This window comes from Haloferax sp. Atlit-10N, from assembly GCF_003586325.1.
GTDB classification, from domain to species: Archaea; Halobacteriota; Halobacteria; order Halobacteriales; family Haloferacaceae; genus Haloferax; species Haloferax prahovense.
Map to the genome: position 1 here is coordinate 640,170 of NZ_PSYX01000001.1, position 13,939 is coordinate 654,108.

14 protein-coding genes are annotated in these 13,939 nt (G+C 66.2%); 11 read left to right on the forward strand and 3 right to left on the reverse strand.

From position 1 onward, the window contains the following. Nucleotides 1-49: 49 nt before the first annotated feature. From C5B91_RS03325 to C5B91_RS03335, 3 genes are read left to right on the forward strand one after another with little or no spacing between them, the layout of a single operon-like run. Entirely contained in the window at nt 50-1,492 is a 1,443-nt protein-coding gene (locus tag C5B91_RS03325; protein ID WP_008092482.1) for a hypothetical protein, read from the forward strand. 6 nt (nt 1,493-1,498) lie between these two features. After that, nucleotides 1,499-2,164, forward strand: coding sequence for an ABC transporter ATP-binding protein (locus C5B91_RS03330; RefSeq protein WP_008092484.1), 666 nt, complete (start codon nt 1,499-1,501; stop codon nt 2,162-2,164). Continuing rightward, nucleotides 2,161-3,306, forward strand: a complete 1,146-nt coding sequence (locus C5B91_RS03335) for an ABC transporter permease (protein ID WP_008092486.1) — start codon at nt 2,161-2,163, stop codon at nt 3,304-3,306. The genes C5B91_RS03330 and C5B91_RS03335 overlap by 4 nt, the downstream gene beginning before the upstream one ends. A gap of 88 nt (nt 3,307-3,394) precedes the next feature. Here C5B91_RS03335 and C5B91_RS03340 read toward each other — a convergent pair whose 3' ends face one another. The 3 genes from C5B91_RS03340 to ribH all read right to left on the reverse strand — a co-directional run bounded on the left by C5B91_RS03340 (nt 3,395) and on the right by ribH (nt 5,653). After that, entirely contained in the window at nt 3,395-3,883 is a 489-nt protein-coding gene (locus tag C5B91_RS03340; protein WP_049968615.1) for a type IV pilin, read from the reverse strand. Nucleotides 3,884-4,097: 214 nt separating this feature from the next. Next, a complete protein-coding gene (locus tag C5B91_RS03345) occupies nt 4,098-5,252 on the reverse strand; it encodes a pyridoxal phosphate-dependent aminotransferase (protein ID WP_115819094.1) in 1,155 nt (384 codons plus the stop codon). Continuing rightward, the gene (ribH, locus tag C5B91_RS03350) at nt 5,249-5,653 is read right to left on the reverse strand and encodes a 6,7-dimethyl-8-ribityllumazine synthase (RefSeq protein ID WP_008092491.1); all 405 of its coding nucleotides are present in this window, start codon (nt 5,651-5,653) and stop codon (nt 5,249-5,251) included. The genes C5B91_RS03345 and ribH overlap by 4 nt, the downstream gene beginning before the upstream one ends. 108 nt (nt 5,654-5,761) lie before the next feature. Between ribH and C5B91_RS03355 the strand changes: the two genes are divergently transcribed. The 8 genes from C5B91_RS03355 (at nt 5,762) to C5B91_RS03390 (ending at nt 13,919) form a co-directional block, all read left to right on the forward strand. Continuing rightward, a complete protein-coding gene (locus tag C5B91_RS03355; RefSeq protein WP_008092493.1) occupies nt 5,762-7,510 on the forward strand; it encodes a flippase activity-associated protein Agl23 in 1,749 nt (582 codons plus the stop codon). Between the two features lie 159 nt (nt 7,511-7,669). Beyond that, the gene (locus C5B91_RS03360; protein ID WP_008092495.1) at nt 7,670-8,818 is read left to right on the forward strand and encodes a 5-(carboxyamino)imidazole ribonucleotide synthase; all 1,149 of its coding nucleotides are present in this window, start codon (nt 7,670-7,672) and stop codon (nt 8,816-8,818) included. Between the two features lie 6 nt (nt 8,819-8,824). Then, a complete protein-coding gene (purE, locus tag C5B91_RS03365) occupies nt 8,825-9,436 on the forward strand; it encodes a 5-(carboxyamino)imidazole ribonucleotide mutase (protein ID WP_115819095.1) in 612 nt (203 codons plus the stop codon). A gap of 188 nt (nt 9,437-9,624) precedes the next feature. Next, complete coding sequence (locus C5B91_RS03370) at nt 9,625-10,041, forward strand: NADH-quinone oxidoreductase subunit A (protein WP_004977646.1); 417 nt, start codon at nt 9,625-9,627, stop codon at nt 10,039-10,041. Beyond that, the gene (locus tag C5B91_RS03375; RefSeq protein WP_004977645.1) at nt 10,038-10,739 is read left to right on the forward strand and encodes an NADH-quinone oxidoreductase subunit B; all 702 of its coding nucleotides are present in this window, start codon (nt 10,038-10,040) and stop codon (nt 10,737-10,739) included. Before C5B91_RS03370 ends, C5B91_RS03375 begins: the two co-directional genes overlap by 4 nt. Then, nucleotides 10,736-12,412, forward strand: a complete 1,677-nt coding sequence (locus C5B91_RS03380) for an NADH-quinone oxidoreductase subunit D (RefSeq protein WP_049968280.1) — start codon at nt 10,736-10,738, stop codon at nt 12,410-12,412. The genes C5B91_RS03375 and C5B91_RS03380 overlap by 4 nt, the downstream gene beginning before the upstream one ends. Next, nucleotides 12,412-13,461, forward strand: a complete 1,050-nt coding sequence (locus C5B91_RS03385; protein ID WP_004977643.1) for a complex I subunit 1 family protein — start codon at nt 12,412-12,414, stop codon at nt 13,459-13,461. The genes C5B91_RS03380 and C5B91_RS03385 overlap by 1 nt, the downstream gene beginning before the upstream one ends. Continuing rightward, on the forward strand, nt 13,458-13,919 hold the full coding sequence (locus C5B91_RS03390; RefSeq protein WP_004977642.1) for an NADH-quinone oxidoreductase subunit I: 462 nt from the start codon (nt 13,458-13,460) through the stop codon (nt 13,917-13,919). The genes C5B91_RS03385 and C5B91_RS03390 overlap by 4 nt, the downstream gene beginning before the upstream one ends. Nucleotides 13,920-13,939 lie beyond the last annotated feature (20 nt).

The window sequence follows — 13,939 nt, forward strand, 5'->3', positions numbered from 1 at the left end:
AGCCACGGCAGGTATTTCCGTCGCCTGCTCGATATATGGAGTGATAAACATGAGCAGGCGCGCCCTCCCGGTCGCCCTTCTCGTCGTCGTCGTGCTCGCCGGACTCCCGGCACCGACGCTCGGCGCGGAGGCGACCGCTTACATCGACGACGTCTCCGTCTCGCCCGCACAGCCGACGCCGGGCGAGCGGTTCATCCTCTCGACTATCGTACAGAACGCACAGAACAGCCCGTCGAACCTCCAAGTGACGGACGTGTACGTCCGCACCGCGAGCGGCTCGAACGACCTCGCGCGGGCCGAAGACCTCGGGACGATTCCGCCCGGGAGCGACCTGCAAATCCCGCTTTCCGTCCGACTCGCCGACGCGGGGACCTACGACCTCCGCGTGACCGTCGTCGGCCGGAGCGACGGCCAAGTCCAGCGACTCCAGTACCCCGTCGTCGTCCGCGTCCGCGAGGGCGGTCCGCAGGTAACCGTCGAGGTCGGTGACGCGGTCATCGGCACGGAGACGCCCGTGCAAGTCACCGTCTCGAACGGCGAAGACGAGGTGGCGCGCAACCTTCGGCTGTCGGTGGCCGCCGAGGACGCGACCGTGCGGAACGACACCCGCGTCGTCCCGCGCCTCGACTCCGGACAGGCCCAGACGTTCCAGTTCGACGTGACGCCCGGCGCGACCGACTCCGAGGTGACGGCGACGCTGCGCTACACCACGGCCGACGGCAACGCCCGGACGACGACGACCACCGCGCCGCTCGCCGCCGACGAACTCCGAGAGAACGTCCGCCTCGACGCGACCCTCGGCGACGGCGCTCGCCCCGCGGTCGTCGTCGACGTGACGAACCTCGGCAACGCGCCCCTCGAAGACCTCGTCCTCTCGCTTCGCGATGGCGACGCGACCGTCGTCGGGAACCCCGTCGGAACCGTCGCGGCCGAGTCCACCCGGACCGTCCGACTGAACGTCTCGTCGGTCGACCGTGCGACGCTCGACGTGGTCGCCGACTACGAGACCGGCGGGCGCGACGGCTCCGCGGCGACGACCATCGACTACGTCGCCGCCCCCGGTCGGATTTCGCTCACCGGCGTCGACGTGGAGCGCGAAGACGGGAAGATACATATCTCGGGCAGCGCGAGCAACGTCGGCCTCAGCGACGCCCAGAGCGTCGTCGTCCGGGTCGTCCCGACCGACGGCGTCACCCCCGAGCGCCCCTACAAGGAGTACTTCGTCGGCTCGGTGCCCGCGAGCGACTTCGCCTCGTTCGACCTCTACGCCACCGTCGACGACGGCGTGGCCTCCGTCCCGGTCGAGGTGACCTACCTCGCCGACGGCCGTGAGCGGACCGTCGAAACGACGGTGGACGTGAGCGACCTCTCGCAACCCGTCGACTCGAACGACGGCGGCGGCGGTCTCGGCACCACGCTCCTCCTCGTCGGCGGCCTCGTCGCCCTCCTCGTCGTGGTCGGCGTCGGAATCTACGCCTACAGACGACGCTGATTCGAGATGAACCACATCATCGAACTCCAACGCGTCTGGAAGCGCTACGACACCGGCGGCGAGGTCGTCGAGGCGCTCAAGGACGTGGACTTCCACGCCGACCCCGGCGAGTTCGTCACCGTCATGGGACCCTCCGGGAGCGGGAAGTCCACGATGCTGAACGTCCTCGGCCTCCTCGACACACCGACTGAAGGGACCGTCTACCTCGACGGACAGGACGTGACCGACCTCTCCGACCGGGAGATGACGGTCCACAGAAAGCGCTTTATCGGCTTCATCTTCCAGAGCTTCCACCTGATTCCGACGCTGTCGGCGCTGGAAAACGTGGAGATGCCGACGCTGTTCGGCGACGACCCGACCGCCCGCGACCGGGCGACGCGCCTGCTCGAACGCGTCGGCCTCGGCGAGCGACTCGACCACCGGCCCGACCAGCTCTCGGGTGGGCAGAAACAGCGCGTCGCCATCGCGCGGGCGCTCATCAACGAGCCGCGCATCCTCCTCGCCGACGAGCCGACGGGGAACCTCGACCGGGCGACCGGGCGGAGCGTCCTCGACCTGTTCGACGAGATTCGCCGCGAGGACGATGTGGCGGTCATCGCCGTCACCCACGACCCCCAAATCGGCGACTACGCGGACCGAACGGTCGAACTCATCGACGGGAGGATACAGTGAGCGTCCTCGACGACCTCTTCCGGCGCGTCCCCGCGCTGTTGATGGCGCGTCGGAACCTCTCGCGCAACCGCATCCGCTCGGGGCTCGCCGTCCTCGGCATCATCATCGGCGTCCTCGCCATCGCGTCGCTCGGCATGTTCGGCACGACGCTCCGTACCGGTGCGACCCAGCAGCTCGGCGACATCGGCAACGAGATCAGCGTCTCGCCCAACTTCCAGGAGGGAATCGAGGAGCTCACCGAGCGCGACGTCGACGAGATTCGTCGCGCGGTCACCGACGGCGCGGTCGTCCCCGTCCGCTCCGAGTCGAAACTCGTCTCGCGAGGTGATCGACAGACCGTCACAACGGTCTACGGGATGGAAGACCCCGGCGCGCTCTACGAGGCCGAAGAGGGCCGCATCCCCGACCGGCTCAGACAGGGCGCGCTCGTCGGCTCCGGCACCGCCGGCCTGCTCGACGTCGAGCCCGGAAACACCATCTCCGTCGACGGTCGGACCTATCGCGTCTCGGCCGTGCTCGCCGAACAGCAGGGTATCTCGCTGGTCAGCCCGAACAACGCCGTCATCGTCCCCGTCGAGGACGTAAACGGCACGGGCTACTCGCAGGTCGTCGTCAGCGCCGACTCCGGACAGGCCGCGAACGAGTCGGCGGTCGCCATCCGCGAGGCCCTCAACGAGCGCGAAGAGCGCGTCTCGGTGTTCGAACTCCAGTCCATCACGGCGGGCATCAACGAGTTCTTCGGCATCCTCAACGCCTTCCTCATCGGCATCGGCTCCATCTCGCTGGTCGTCGCCGGCGTGAGCATCCTGAACGTCATGCTCATGAGCACCATCGAGCGACGCCAGGAAATCGGCGTCCTCCGCGCCGTCGGCGTCCAGCGCGGCGACGTGATTCGCATGATTCTCGCCGAGGCCGGCCTGCTCGGCGTCGCCGGCGGCGTCATCGGCGCGATACTCGCTGTCGGCGCGGGCGTCGCGCTCAACGCGTTCGTCCTGAACGACCCGCTTGCGACCTTCCAGGCGGCGAACCTCCTCTACATCGTCCTCGCGGTCGGGTTCGGCGTCGGCACCAGCGTCCTCTCGGGGCTGTACCCGGCGTGGAAGGCGGCCAACGAGCGGCCGGTGGAGGCGCTCAGGAAGTAGTTGGGACTCCGGGAGCGGAGTTTTGATGAAAAATGGGGCGTCGTCGGCCGCGCGTTGACCGATTACTGCAAAATTTTTTGCAGGGTCGTTACGCGTCGGGGCCGGTCCACTTCTGGAGAGTCGCGGAAGTCGAACCTGACTCGTCGGTCCAGACGATACGGACAGTCTGGTTGTGAAGAACATCCGTTGGCCCGTTGCTCGGCTTAATTGTCACTGAGTTCCCGGCGGAGACAGCAGCACCAGTGTCATCTTGGAGTGCATCCCAAGTGAGGCTCTTTGAAGCTTCAGTAGCCGATACTGTATCCGCCTTGTCTACAATCTTGACACCGGTTGTCACATTTAGACGGGCTGCACTGATTTCGTCGCCACTTTCGTGCGTGATGGTCAGATTGCCAGCATCGCTTCCATCAAAGTCGAAACTGAAACTCGCCTGCGGAGCGGTCGCCGTTTGCTCACCCAGTCCGAGGACGAACGTCCCGATAACGGCCGCGAGAATCACCGTAATCGCGACCATCAGAATCACGCCGATGACCGGCGAGACTGCACCATCGTCTGCTAGTAGTTGTCTTATTTTCATGAGTTGTATGCTCCATACACACGCGGCCCGTCCGCGGAAATCCCACCCGAAGAGCGGTATGTACGAGTAGTACATAGAGGGTAGACGAGATAAATCTAACCAAAGACACGACAACAAAAATCACGTTCAGCCCTAGCACACTGTCACATTGGTTGCCAGTACGCGCTCTCGGGGCTCGATACGACGGTGGAAAAATCGGGTCGCAGCGGGCGGCTCAGATGTAGTCGTGCTCGGCGAGGCGCTCGACGGCCTCGCGGAGTCGCTCTTCGCTCGCGGCGTAGGAGATGCGGGCGTAGCCCGGGGCGTTGAAGGCGCTGCCGGGGACGGTCGCGACCTTCGCGTCCTGAATCGCGCCCTCGCACCACGCCTGGTCGTCGTCGTCGACGGGGAGCATCATGTAGAACGCGCCCTTCGGGACGGCGACATCAACGTCGTGTTCGGCGAGGAGGTCCACGAGCATGTCGCGGCGGGCCTCGAACGCCTGGCGCATCTCCTCGACGTCGTCGTCGGTGCGCTCCGAGAGCGCCTCGACGCCGGCGTGCTGGACGAAGTTCACGGCGCAGGAGACCGAGTGCGAGTGGAGCTTACCGGCCTGCGAGATGAGGTCCGACGGGGCGTGGAGGTAGCCGAGCCGCCAGCCGGTCATCGAGAACGCCTTCGAGAAGCCGTTGATGGTGATGGTGCGGTCTTCCATCCCGTCGAGGGAGCCCAGCGAGGTGTGCTCGAAGCCGTCGTAGACGATGCGCTCGTAAATCTCGTCGGAGATGACGGCGAAGTCGTGTTCGACCGCGAGGTCGCGGACGCCTTCGAGCGCCGCGTCGGAGAAGACGCCGCCCGTCGGGTTCGACGGGGAGTTGACGACGAGGAGCTTCGTCTCGTCGGAGACCGTCTCGGCGAGTTCGTCCAGTGCGGGTTCGAGCCTGAAGTCGTGCTGTGCGAGGTCGACGCGGCTGAGGGTGCCGCCGGCGAGCTTCACCATCGCCTCGTAGGAGACCCACGCGGGGTCGAGGAGAACGACCTCGTCGCCGTCGTCGACGAGCGTCTGGAACGTCTCGAAGAGCGCCTGCTTGCCGCCGGGCGTGACGATGACCTCGTCGGCCTCGGCGTCGACGCCGTTCCCGCGGAATTTCGCCGCGATTGCTTCCTTGAGTTCCGGGATTCCGTTCGACGAGGTGTAGCTCGTGTGTCCCGCGTCGAGCGCGTCCTTCGCCGCCTGCGTGATGTTGTCCGGAGTCGGGAAGTCCGGCGCGCCGACCGAGAGGTCGACCACGTCTTCGCCCTGCGCTTCCAGTTCGCTCGCGAGGTTCGAGATGGCGAGCGTCGCGCTCGGTTCGACGCGGCCGACTCGGTCGCTGAAATCGAAGTTCATGCCAACGCCTCCACCATATCAGTCGCAGCGTAAACCGCTTCCGCACCTTTGCTGACGCGCTCGCGTGCCTCAGCGCCGCTCATGCCGGGGCCGGAGACGCCGAACGAGACGGGTTTGTCGCGGTCCAGCGAGACCTCCGTCAGCGACTTCGCGGTCGCATCGGCGATGACGCGGTCGTGGTCGGTGTCGCCGGTGACGATTGCGCCGACGACGGCGACGGCGTCGATATCGTCGCGGCGGGCGAGTCGGTCGGCCGCGAGGGGCGAGTCGTACGCGCCGGGGACCTGAATCGTCTCGACCACCTCCGCGTCGCGCTCGGCGGCCGCGTCGCGGGCCGCCTCCTCCATCTGCTCCGTGACCGACGAGTTGAATCGGGCCACGACGAGTCCGAGTGAGACCATGGCCGACCCTTCCCGCCTCGGATAAAAGAACTACCGACACCGACCGAATTTGGTCTCCGGCGACGGGCAAGCACAAAAGTTGTATTGTCGGCGTTGCGATGGGTGGGCATGAGTACTGACAGTGGGACCGAGACGGTCACTCGGTCCCGTGCCCTCCTGGCGCTTTCGGGCGCGGTGGTCGTCGCCCTCCTCGTCCGCCTCGTCGACCTCGGCGGCCGAATCTTCCACTGGGACGAAGGCCGCGTCGGCTACTGGATTCTGCGCTATCACGAGACCGGCGAGTTCTCCTACCGGCCCATCATCCACGGCCCGTTTCTCCCCGTCGTCAACGACTATCTCTTCGCCGTCCTTCCGGCGACCGACTTCACGGCTCGACTCCCCGTGGCGCTCGTCGGCGGCCTGCTCCCGCTTTCGGTCTGGCTGTTCCGAGAGCATCTCCGCCGCGACGAGATGGTCGCGCTCGCGCTCTTCTTCGCGGCGAACCCCATTTTGGTCTACTACTCGCGGTTCATGCGCAACGACGTGCTGGTGGCCGCCTTCTCGTTCGTCGCGCTCGGCTTCGTCGTCCGCGCGTACGACACCGGCCGCCTCGCCTACCTCATCCCCGCGGGCGTCTCCTTCGCGACCGGGTCGGCGGCGAAGGAGAACTACGTCGTCTACCTCGCGTGTTTCCTCGGGGCGGCGTTCCTCGTCTTCGACCACCGACTGCTCGCTCGGACCTCGGCCGGCGAGTCCGCCCGCGACATCCTCTTTTCGGAACTGCCCGCGAGCATCCGCGACCGACTTCGCGCACGCGGGGCCGGCAGTCTCGGCTACGGCGGGGTTCGGTACGCCGTCGGCGTCCTCGGGGGCCTGCTCGCGTTCCTCGCCGTCTTCGTCTTCTTCTACGCGCCGCGGCCCGACCTCTGGAACGCGCTCGGCGGCTCAACTGCGGTTCTGCCCGTCCTCAGAGCCGGGACCGTCGGCGCGGTTTCCGAGATGTTCGGCAGTTGGCTCGGCGGGAGCCACCAGTCCCACGAGTACCTCCCGTACCTGAAGGACTTCCTCGAGACGTTCGTCTACGGCGCGCCGGTGCTCATCGTCTTCGCGCTCGTCGGCATCGTCGTGGACCGGTACGGCGTCGTCGCGGGCCGGGTTCGCTGGCTCGTCGCCTTCGCGACCTACTGGGGCGTCGTGAGCATCTTCGGCTACCCGCTGGCGACCGACATCCAAGCGCCGTGGGTCGTCGTCCACGCGATTGTCCCGCTCGCGGTCCCGGCGGCGGTCGGCGCGGCGTTCGTCTTCCGCTCCGGCGTGCAGGCGCTCGACGCCAAGGACACGGTCGGCGTCGGCCTCGCGGTACTCGTGCTCGTCGCCTCGGTCGGCGGCGTCGCGGCCGCCAACGTCGACTACTGGAACGCCTCGACCGACGAGGACAAGGAGGTGCTCCAGTGGGCCCAACCCGAAAACGACCTCAAGGCCACGCTCGACGACGTGGAGCGCGTCTCGGCCGCCAACCCCGGAACCGACGTGCTCCTGTACGGGACCCACCCGCCGGACAGCGACGAGACGCACTTCTACGTCTCCAACGAGTCGAACCCGCTCGGCGGGCCATCGTGGCACAGCCGACTCCCGCTCCCGTGGTACTTCGAGGGCTCGGGCGTCGAGCGCACCAGTAGCGCGCCGGACGCGAACGTCTCCGAGGTGACCGCCGACGCGCCGCCCGTCGTCATCGCCTACGAATGGGACCGAACCGAACTCGAATCCGAACTCGACGGCTACGTCGCGCGCCAGCACGCCTTCAAGCTCTGGAGCGAAGACGTGGTCGTCTTCATCGACGAGGACGCCCTCGCCGCCGCGAACGAGACGCGGGGCTGACGCCGGCCGCCGGCGTCTGACGACCCGATTTTCCTCGCGCCCGACGCGTGCGGGCGCCCGGCTCGTTCTGCGTCTTCTGCACCGATTATATCCACGGATGTGCTCATTTGAACGTATAATGTGGCAACGTTTATGCATCGACGTACTGAACCCGCGACTGTGACCGTCACCGTACCCGGACCCACGCTCGGCGTCGTCGGTGGGGGCCAGCTCGGGCGTATGCTCGGCGAGGCCGCCGCACCGCTCGGCGTCGACATCGTCGTGCTCGACCCGACACCCGACTGCCCGGCATCGGCCGTCGCCGACCAGATCGTCGGCGACTTCGACGACCCCGAGGCGATGGCGGAACTCGCCGCGCGGGCCGACGCGCTGACGTTCGAAATCGAACTCGCCGACCCGGACCTGCTCGACGAACTGGCCGCCGAGGAGGGAATCGAGGTCCACCCCTCGCCCGACGCGCTTCGGACCATCGAGGACAAACTGGTCCAGAAGGACACCTTCGGCGAGGCGGGCATCCCGATTCCGCCGTTCCACCGCGTCGACGACGCGGCCGACCTCCGCGACGCGCTCGACGAGTTCGGCTCGGTCATGCTGAAAGCCCGGACCGGCGGCTACGACGGCCGCGGAAACGTCCCCGTCACCGACCCGGAGGACGCCGAGGCCGCCATCGAGGCGGTCGGCGGCCCGGCGATGGCCGAGGCGTTCGTCGACTTCGAGCGCGAACTGTCGGTCATCGGCGTCCGCGGCGAAGACGAGATTCGGACCTTCCCCGTCGGCGAGAACGTCCACGAGGAGGAGATTCTCCGCGAGACCGTCGTCCCGGCGCGGACGACCGACGAGGTCCGTGAGGAGGCCGACCGCGTCGCCCGCGAGGTGCTTTCGCACCTGCCCGGCCGCGGCGTCTTCGGCATCGAACTGTTCGAGACGGCGGCGGGCGACGTGCTCGTCAACGAGGTCGCCCCGCGCCCGCACAACTCCGGCCACTGGTCCATCGAGGGCGCGCTCACCTCGCAGTTCGAACAGCACGTCCGCGCCGTGCTCGGGTGGCCGCTCGGCGCGACGACTCGCCGGTCGCCCACCGTGATGGCGAACGTCCTCGGCACCGTCGACGAGAGCCGACCGGCGCGGCTCGGCGGCCTCGACGACGCCCTCGGTGAATCGGGCGTTTCGCTGCACTGGTACGGCAAAGACGAGGTGCGCCCGCTCCGCAAGATGGGCCACCTCACCGCCGTCGGCGACGAGGACGTCGACCTCGAAGCGCTTCTCGCACGCACGCGAGACCTCCGGGACGGACTACACTTCGACTGATACACAATGACGACAGAACGGGACCTCATCGACGAACTGCACGCACAGGCCGACGCCGACCGCGACCCCGAGACGACGCCCGACGTGGGCATTATCATGGGGTCGGACTCCGACCTCAACGTGATGTCCGGCGCGCACGAGGCGCTGGACACGCTCGGGTTCGGCGAGCAGACCGACTTCGACGCGCCGCCCGAAGAGCGGTTCACCTACGAGACGTACGTCGTCTCCGCGCACCGGACGCCCGACCTGATGTACGCCTACGGCGACACCGCGCGCGACCGCGGCGTCGAGGTCATCATCGCCGGCGCGGGCGGCAAGTCCGCGGACCTGCCGAACATGACCGCCTCCATCGCGTACCCGATTCCGGTCGTCGGCGTCCCCGTCCAGGAGAAGTCGGTCGACTCGGTCATCGGGATGCCGACGGGTGCACCCATCGTCGCGGTCGACGCCGGCAAGTCGTTCAACGCCGCGCTGTCGGCCGTACAGGCACTCTCGCGCGGCTACCCCGAGCTCGAAGACCGGCTCGTCGAGTACCACGAAGACCTCGTTTCCGACGTGGCCGAGACCTCCGCCGCGCTCCACGACCTCGGCGTCGCGGGCTTCCGCGAATCGCGGTAGCGAAGCGTCCGTCGTCGCCGGTCAGTCTTCCGCAAGCGGGGGTCGCTCCCGGCGTCGAAACCCTGCCCGTGCGGGGTTCCGGGCGTCTCTCGCGTATTTTCCAAATAGAAGCTCTCTCGCGCCCGAAACACACAAATCAATGTTTATAGGGGAGCGCTTCTAACCGCCGCACGTCAGGGAGACACGGCATGAGTGATTGGATTGCAATCGGTGCGATGGGGCTGGTTGGTGTCGGCATACCGCTCGCGATGATGGCGGTGTCGGCGCTGCTGCGCCCAAGCGTACCGGAACAAGGAAAGAGTGCCACGTACGAGAGTGGTGAGGTGCCGACAGGCACGGCGCGCGTCCAGTTTAACATTCAGTACTACATGGTCGCGCTGCTGTTCCTCGTGTTCGACATCGAGACCGTCCTGATTTTCCCGTGGACGGTCATTTACCGCTCGGCCCTCGAACAGGGCGCGTCGCTGGCGACGATTCTGACGCCGATGCTCGTTTTCATCGGTATCCTCGTCGTCGGCCTCGTCTGGGCGTGGCGCAACGGCGCAGTCAAGTGGGTCAAAAGCCCGCAGGCAAACCGTCGTAAGACAGAGAGGCAAGATGCATGAGTAGCGAACAGAAGCCATTCGTCACGGACGACACACAGGTACAGACCGAGACTCGCGACGCCCGGATGGCGGGGGCGGACGACCGGTTCAACTCGAAGCTTCGGGAGGCGTTCGGCTCGTCACCGTTCATCCTCACGAAGTTCGACAAGTTCATGAACTGGGTCCGCGGGTCCTCGATGTTCATGCTGCAGTTCGGTATCGCGTGCTGCAGCATCGAGATGATGCACACCTACGGAATCAAGCACGACCTCGACCGATTCGCGGCGGGTGTGCCGCGCGCGTCGCCGCGACAGGCTGACGTGATTATCGTGCCGGGGACTATCGTCTCGAAGTTCGCCCCGCGCATGAAGCGCGTCTACGACCAGATGCCCGAACCGAAGTTCGTCGTCGGCATGGGGTCGTGTACGATTTCCGGCGGCCCGTTCCAGGAGGGATACAACGTCATCAAGGGCGCAGAAGAGGTCATCCCGGTCGACATCCACATCCCCGGCTGCCCGCCGCGCCCGGAGGCGCTCATCTACGGTATCGCGAAGCTCCAAGAGCGCATCGCGAACGGCGAGTCCAGCCCGGTGACGGTCAAGCCGTACGAACTGGAGCAGTTCGGCGACCTCGAGCGCGACGAAATCGTCGACAAGCTCGCGGCGGAAATCGACGAGGAAGACCTCGTCATGCGGTACAACTGGGCTGATTCGCCATGAGCCTCGAAGAACAACAGCCCGACGACCCCGCGGAACTCGAATCGGGCGTCAGCCGCGGCGACGAACTCGCCGACCTGCTCGGCGACCTCGTCGTCGGTCGCGAAGAACACCTGAACGCGCCAGGCCTCGTCATCCGTCCCGACGAGGTCCAAGACGCGCTGTTCAAGCTCCGCGACGAGGCCGGATTCGACCACCTCTCGTGTGTGACCGCACAGGAGTACGAGGACCGCTACGAGTCCATCTACCATCTGACGAAGTTCGACGACCGGACCGACGAGGTCTCGGTCGTCGTGCCCACCTCGAAGGACAACCCGGTCAGTCAGTCCGCCGAGCCGGTGTTCCGGACGGCCGACTGGCACGAGCGCGAGGCGTACGACCTCGTCGGCATCCAGTACGAGGACCACCCGGACCTGCGTCGCATCCTGCTTCCGGACACGTGGCAGGGTCACCCGCTCGGACTGGACTACGACCAGGACCGCCCGCAGATCGCGACGCTCCGCGAGCACGCCAACCCGCTCGAAGGAGACCACCGCTCCGCGGGCGACAGCAACACGATGTACATCAACATCGGGCCGCACCACCCGGCGACCCACGGCGTGCTGCACGTCGAGACGGTCGTCGACGGCGAGCAGGTGGTCGACCTCGATTCCGACATCGGCTACCTCCACCGCTGCGAGGAGCAGATGTGTCAGCAGGGGACCTACCGGCACCAGATTATGCCGTACCCCGACCGCTGGGACTACATCTCGGCGGGGCTGCTGAACGAGTGGGCCTACGCCCGCACCGCGGAGGACCTCGCGGACATCGAGGTCCCCGAGTACGCCCAGATCATCCGCACGATGGGCGCGGAACTGTGCCGCATCGCGTCGCACATGATCGCGCTCGGCACGTTCGCGCTGGACGTGTACGGCGACTTCACGGCCATCTTCATGTACGCCATGCGGGACCGCGAAATCGTCCAGAACATTCTGGAGGACCTCACCGGTCAGCGCATGATGTTCAACTACTTCCGGCTCGGCGGGGTCGTCTGGGACCTCCCGGAACCCCGAGAGGAGTTCTTCGAGAAGATTCGCGACTTCATCGACGAGCTCCCGCAGGCGCTCGAGGAGTACCACGACATGATCACCTCGAACGAGATTCTCCAGGCGCGGACGGTCGGCACGGGCGTCCTGCCGCCTGAGGTCGCCAAGAGCTACGGTGCGACCGGACCGGTCGCCCGCGGCTCGGGCATCGACTACGACCTCCGCCGCGACGACTCCTACGGCTACTACGACGAACTCGACTGGGACGTCGTCGTCGAGGACGGCTGCGACAACTTCTCGCGCCTGCTCGTGCGCATGCGCGAGGTCGAGGAGTCGGCCAAGATCATCCAGCAGTGCGTTGACCTGCTCGAAGACTGGCCCGAAGACGAGCGGAACATCCAGGCGAACGTTCCGCGCACCCTGAAGCCCGAAGAGGACACGGAGATCTACCGCGCCGTCGAAGGCGCGAAGGGCGAACTCGGCATCTACATCCGCGCCGACGGCACCGACAAGCCGGCCCGATTCAAGATCCGCAGTCCGTGCTTCTCGAACCTCCAGACGCTCCCCGAGATGTCCGAGGGTGAGTACATCCCGGACATGATTGCCTCGCTCGGCAGTCTCGACATCGTTCTCGGAGAGGTGGACCGGTAATGAGTCTGCAAGCGGTCCTTCCGGACACGATCAGCGGCCTCCTCGGTCTCGAAGGCATCCTCGGCGACGTCGTCGGGGGTCTCGTTGGCGCGTTCCTCATCGCCAACATCATGCTCATCATGACGGCGTTCGCCGGACCGTGGGCGAAGCGGAAGATCACGGCCGCCTTCGGTGACCGCATCGCGGTCAACCGAATCGGTCCGTTCGGTCTCCTGACCATCGTCACGGACGCGGTCCGACTGCTGTCGAAGGAACTCATCGTTCCCGAGGGCGTCGACCGTCCCGCGTGGGACCTCGCGCCGATGGTCATTCCCTTCTCCGCGCTGCTCGGATTCGCCGTCATCCCGATGGGTAACGGCATCCAGCTCGCGGACCCCGAGACCGGTCTCGCGTTCGCCTTCGCCGCGGCGTCTATCGCCTCGCTGGGCATCGTCATGACCGGCTACGCATCGAACAACAAGTTCTCGCTCATCGGCGCGCTCCGCGCGGTCGCGTCGAACATCGCCTACGAGATTCCGCTCGTCGTCACGGCGGCCTCCGTCGTCATCTTCGCCGGGTCGCTCCGCATGAGCGAAATCGTCGCCGTGCAGGCCGAGCCGCTGCTTTCGGTCGCGGGCGTGACGATTCCGACGTGGTTCGCGTTCGTGAATCCCTTCGCGTTCGCGCTGTTCATCATCGCGAACCTCGCGGAGGTCGGTCGTAACCCGTTCGACATCCCCGAAGCGCCGACCGAGATTGTCGCCGGGTTCCAGACCGAGTACTCCTCGGTCTACTTCGTGCTCATCTACCTCGGTGAGTTCATCCACATCTTCCTCGGCGGCGCTATCGCGGCGACGCTGTTCCTCGGCGGTCCGGCGGGCCCGGTCCTGCCCGGATTCGTCTGGTTCACCATCAAAATCTGGGCGTTCTTCCTGTTCACCCAGTGGGCGCGCTCCGCGATTCCGCGCCTTCGCGTCGATCAGTTCCTCGAAATCGGTTGGAAGGGGATGCTCGTGCTCTCCTTCGCCAACCTGGTTCTCACGGCCATCATCGTGGGGGTGATTGTATGATCGGAATCCTGAAAGGCATGGCAGTGACGCTGAGGCACGCGCTCGACGGCGAGACGTTCACGGTCGAGTACCCCGAGACCGCGCCAGAAGTGAGCCCGCGTTTCCGCGGCGTCCACAAGTTCAGCCAAGAGCGGTGTATCTGGTGCCGTCAGTGTGAGAACGTCTGTCCGAACGACACGATTCAGATCGTTCAGGACGACAAGCGCAACGGCGAGCAGTACAACCTCCACATCGGCCAGTGTATCTACTGCCGGCTGTGCGAGGAGGTCTGTCCCGTCGATGCCATCCTGCTCACGCAGAACTTCGAGTTCACGGCGGACACGAAAAACGACTTCGTCTACAACAAAGAACAGCTCAAGAACGTCCCGTGGTACAAGGATATCGACCCGCTCAACTCTCGCAACCCCGACCGCAACGCGTGGATCGGCGAGGGCGAAGGAGAGGTCGATTACCAGTAACATGACCGCGAGTGAATCGT

Excerpts from the sequence above, each read along its gene's own strand:
- C5B91_RS03325 (WP_008092482.1), top strand. The coding sequence starts at position 50 with ATGAGCAGGCGCGCCCTCCCGGTCGCCCTTCTCGTCGTCGTCGTGCTC.
- C5B91_RS03330 (WP_008092484.1), top strand. The coding sequence starts at position 1,499 with ATGAACCACATCATCGAACTCCAACGCGTCTGGAAGCGCTACGACACC.
- C5B91_RS03340 (WP_049968615.1), bottom strand. The coding sequence starts at position 3,883 with ATGAAAATAAGACAACTACTAGCAGACGATGGTGCAGTCTCGCCGGTC.
- C5B91_RS03345 (WP_115819094.1), bottom strand. The coding sequence starts at position 5,252 with ATGAACTTCGATTTCAGCGACCGAGTCGGCCGCGTCGAACCGAGCGCG.
- ribH (WP_008092491.1), bottom strand. The coding sequence starts at position 5,653 with ATGGTCTCACTCGGACTCGTCGTGGCCCGATTCAACTCGTCGGTCACG.
- C5B91_RS03355 (WP_008092493.1), top strand. The coding sequence starts at position 5,762 with ATGAGTACTGACAGTGGGACCGAGACGGTCACTCGGTCCCGTGCCCTC.
- purE (WP_115819095.1), top strand. The coding sequence starts at position 8,825 with ATGACGACAGAACGGGACCTCATCGACGAACTGCACGCACAGGCCGAC.
- C5B91_RS03370 (WP_004977646.1), top strand. The coding sequence starts at position 9,625 with ATGAGTGATTGGATTGCAATCGGTGCGATGGGGCTGGTTGGTGTCGGC.
- C5B91_RS03375 (WP_004977645.1), top strand. The coding sequence starts at position 10,038 with ATGAGTAGCGAACAGAAGCCATTCGTCACGGACGACACACAGGTACAG.
- C5B91_RS03380 (WP_049968280.1), top strand. The coding sequence starts at position 10,736 with ATGAGCCTCGAAGAACAACAGCCCGACGACCCCGCGGAACTCGAATCG.
- C5B91_RS03385 (WP_004977643.1), top strand. The coding sequence starts at position 12,412 with ATGAGTCTGCAAGCGGTCCTTCCGGACACGATCAGCGGCCTCCTCGGT.
- C5B91_RS03390 (WP_004977642.1), top strand. The coding sequence starts at position 13,458 with ATGATCGGAATCCTGAAAGGCATGGCAGTGACGCTGAGGCACGCGCTC.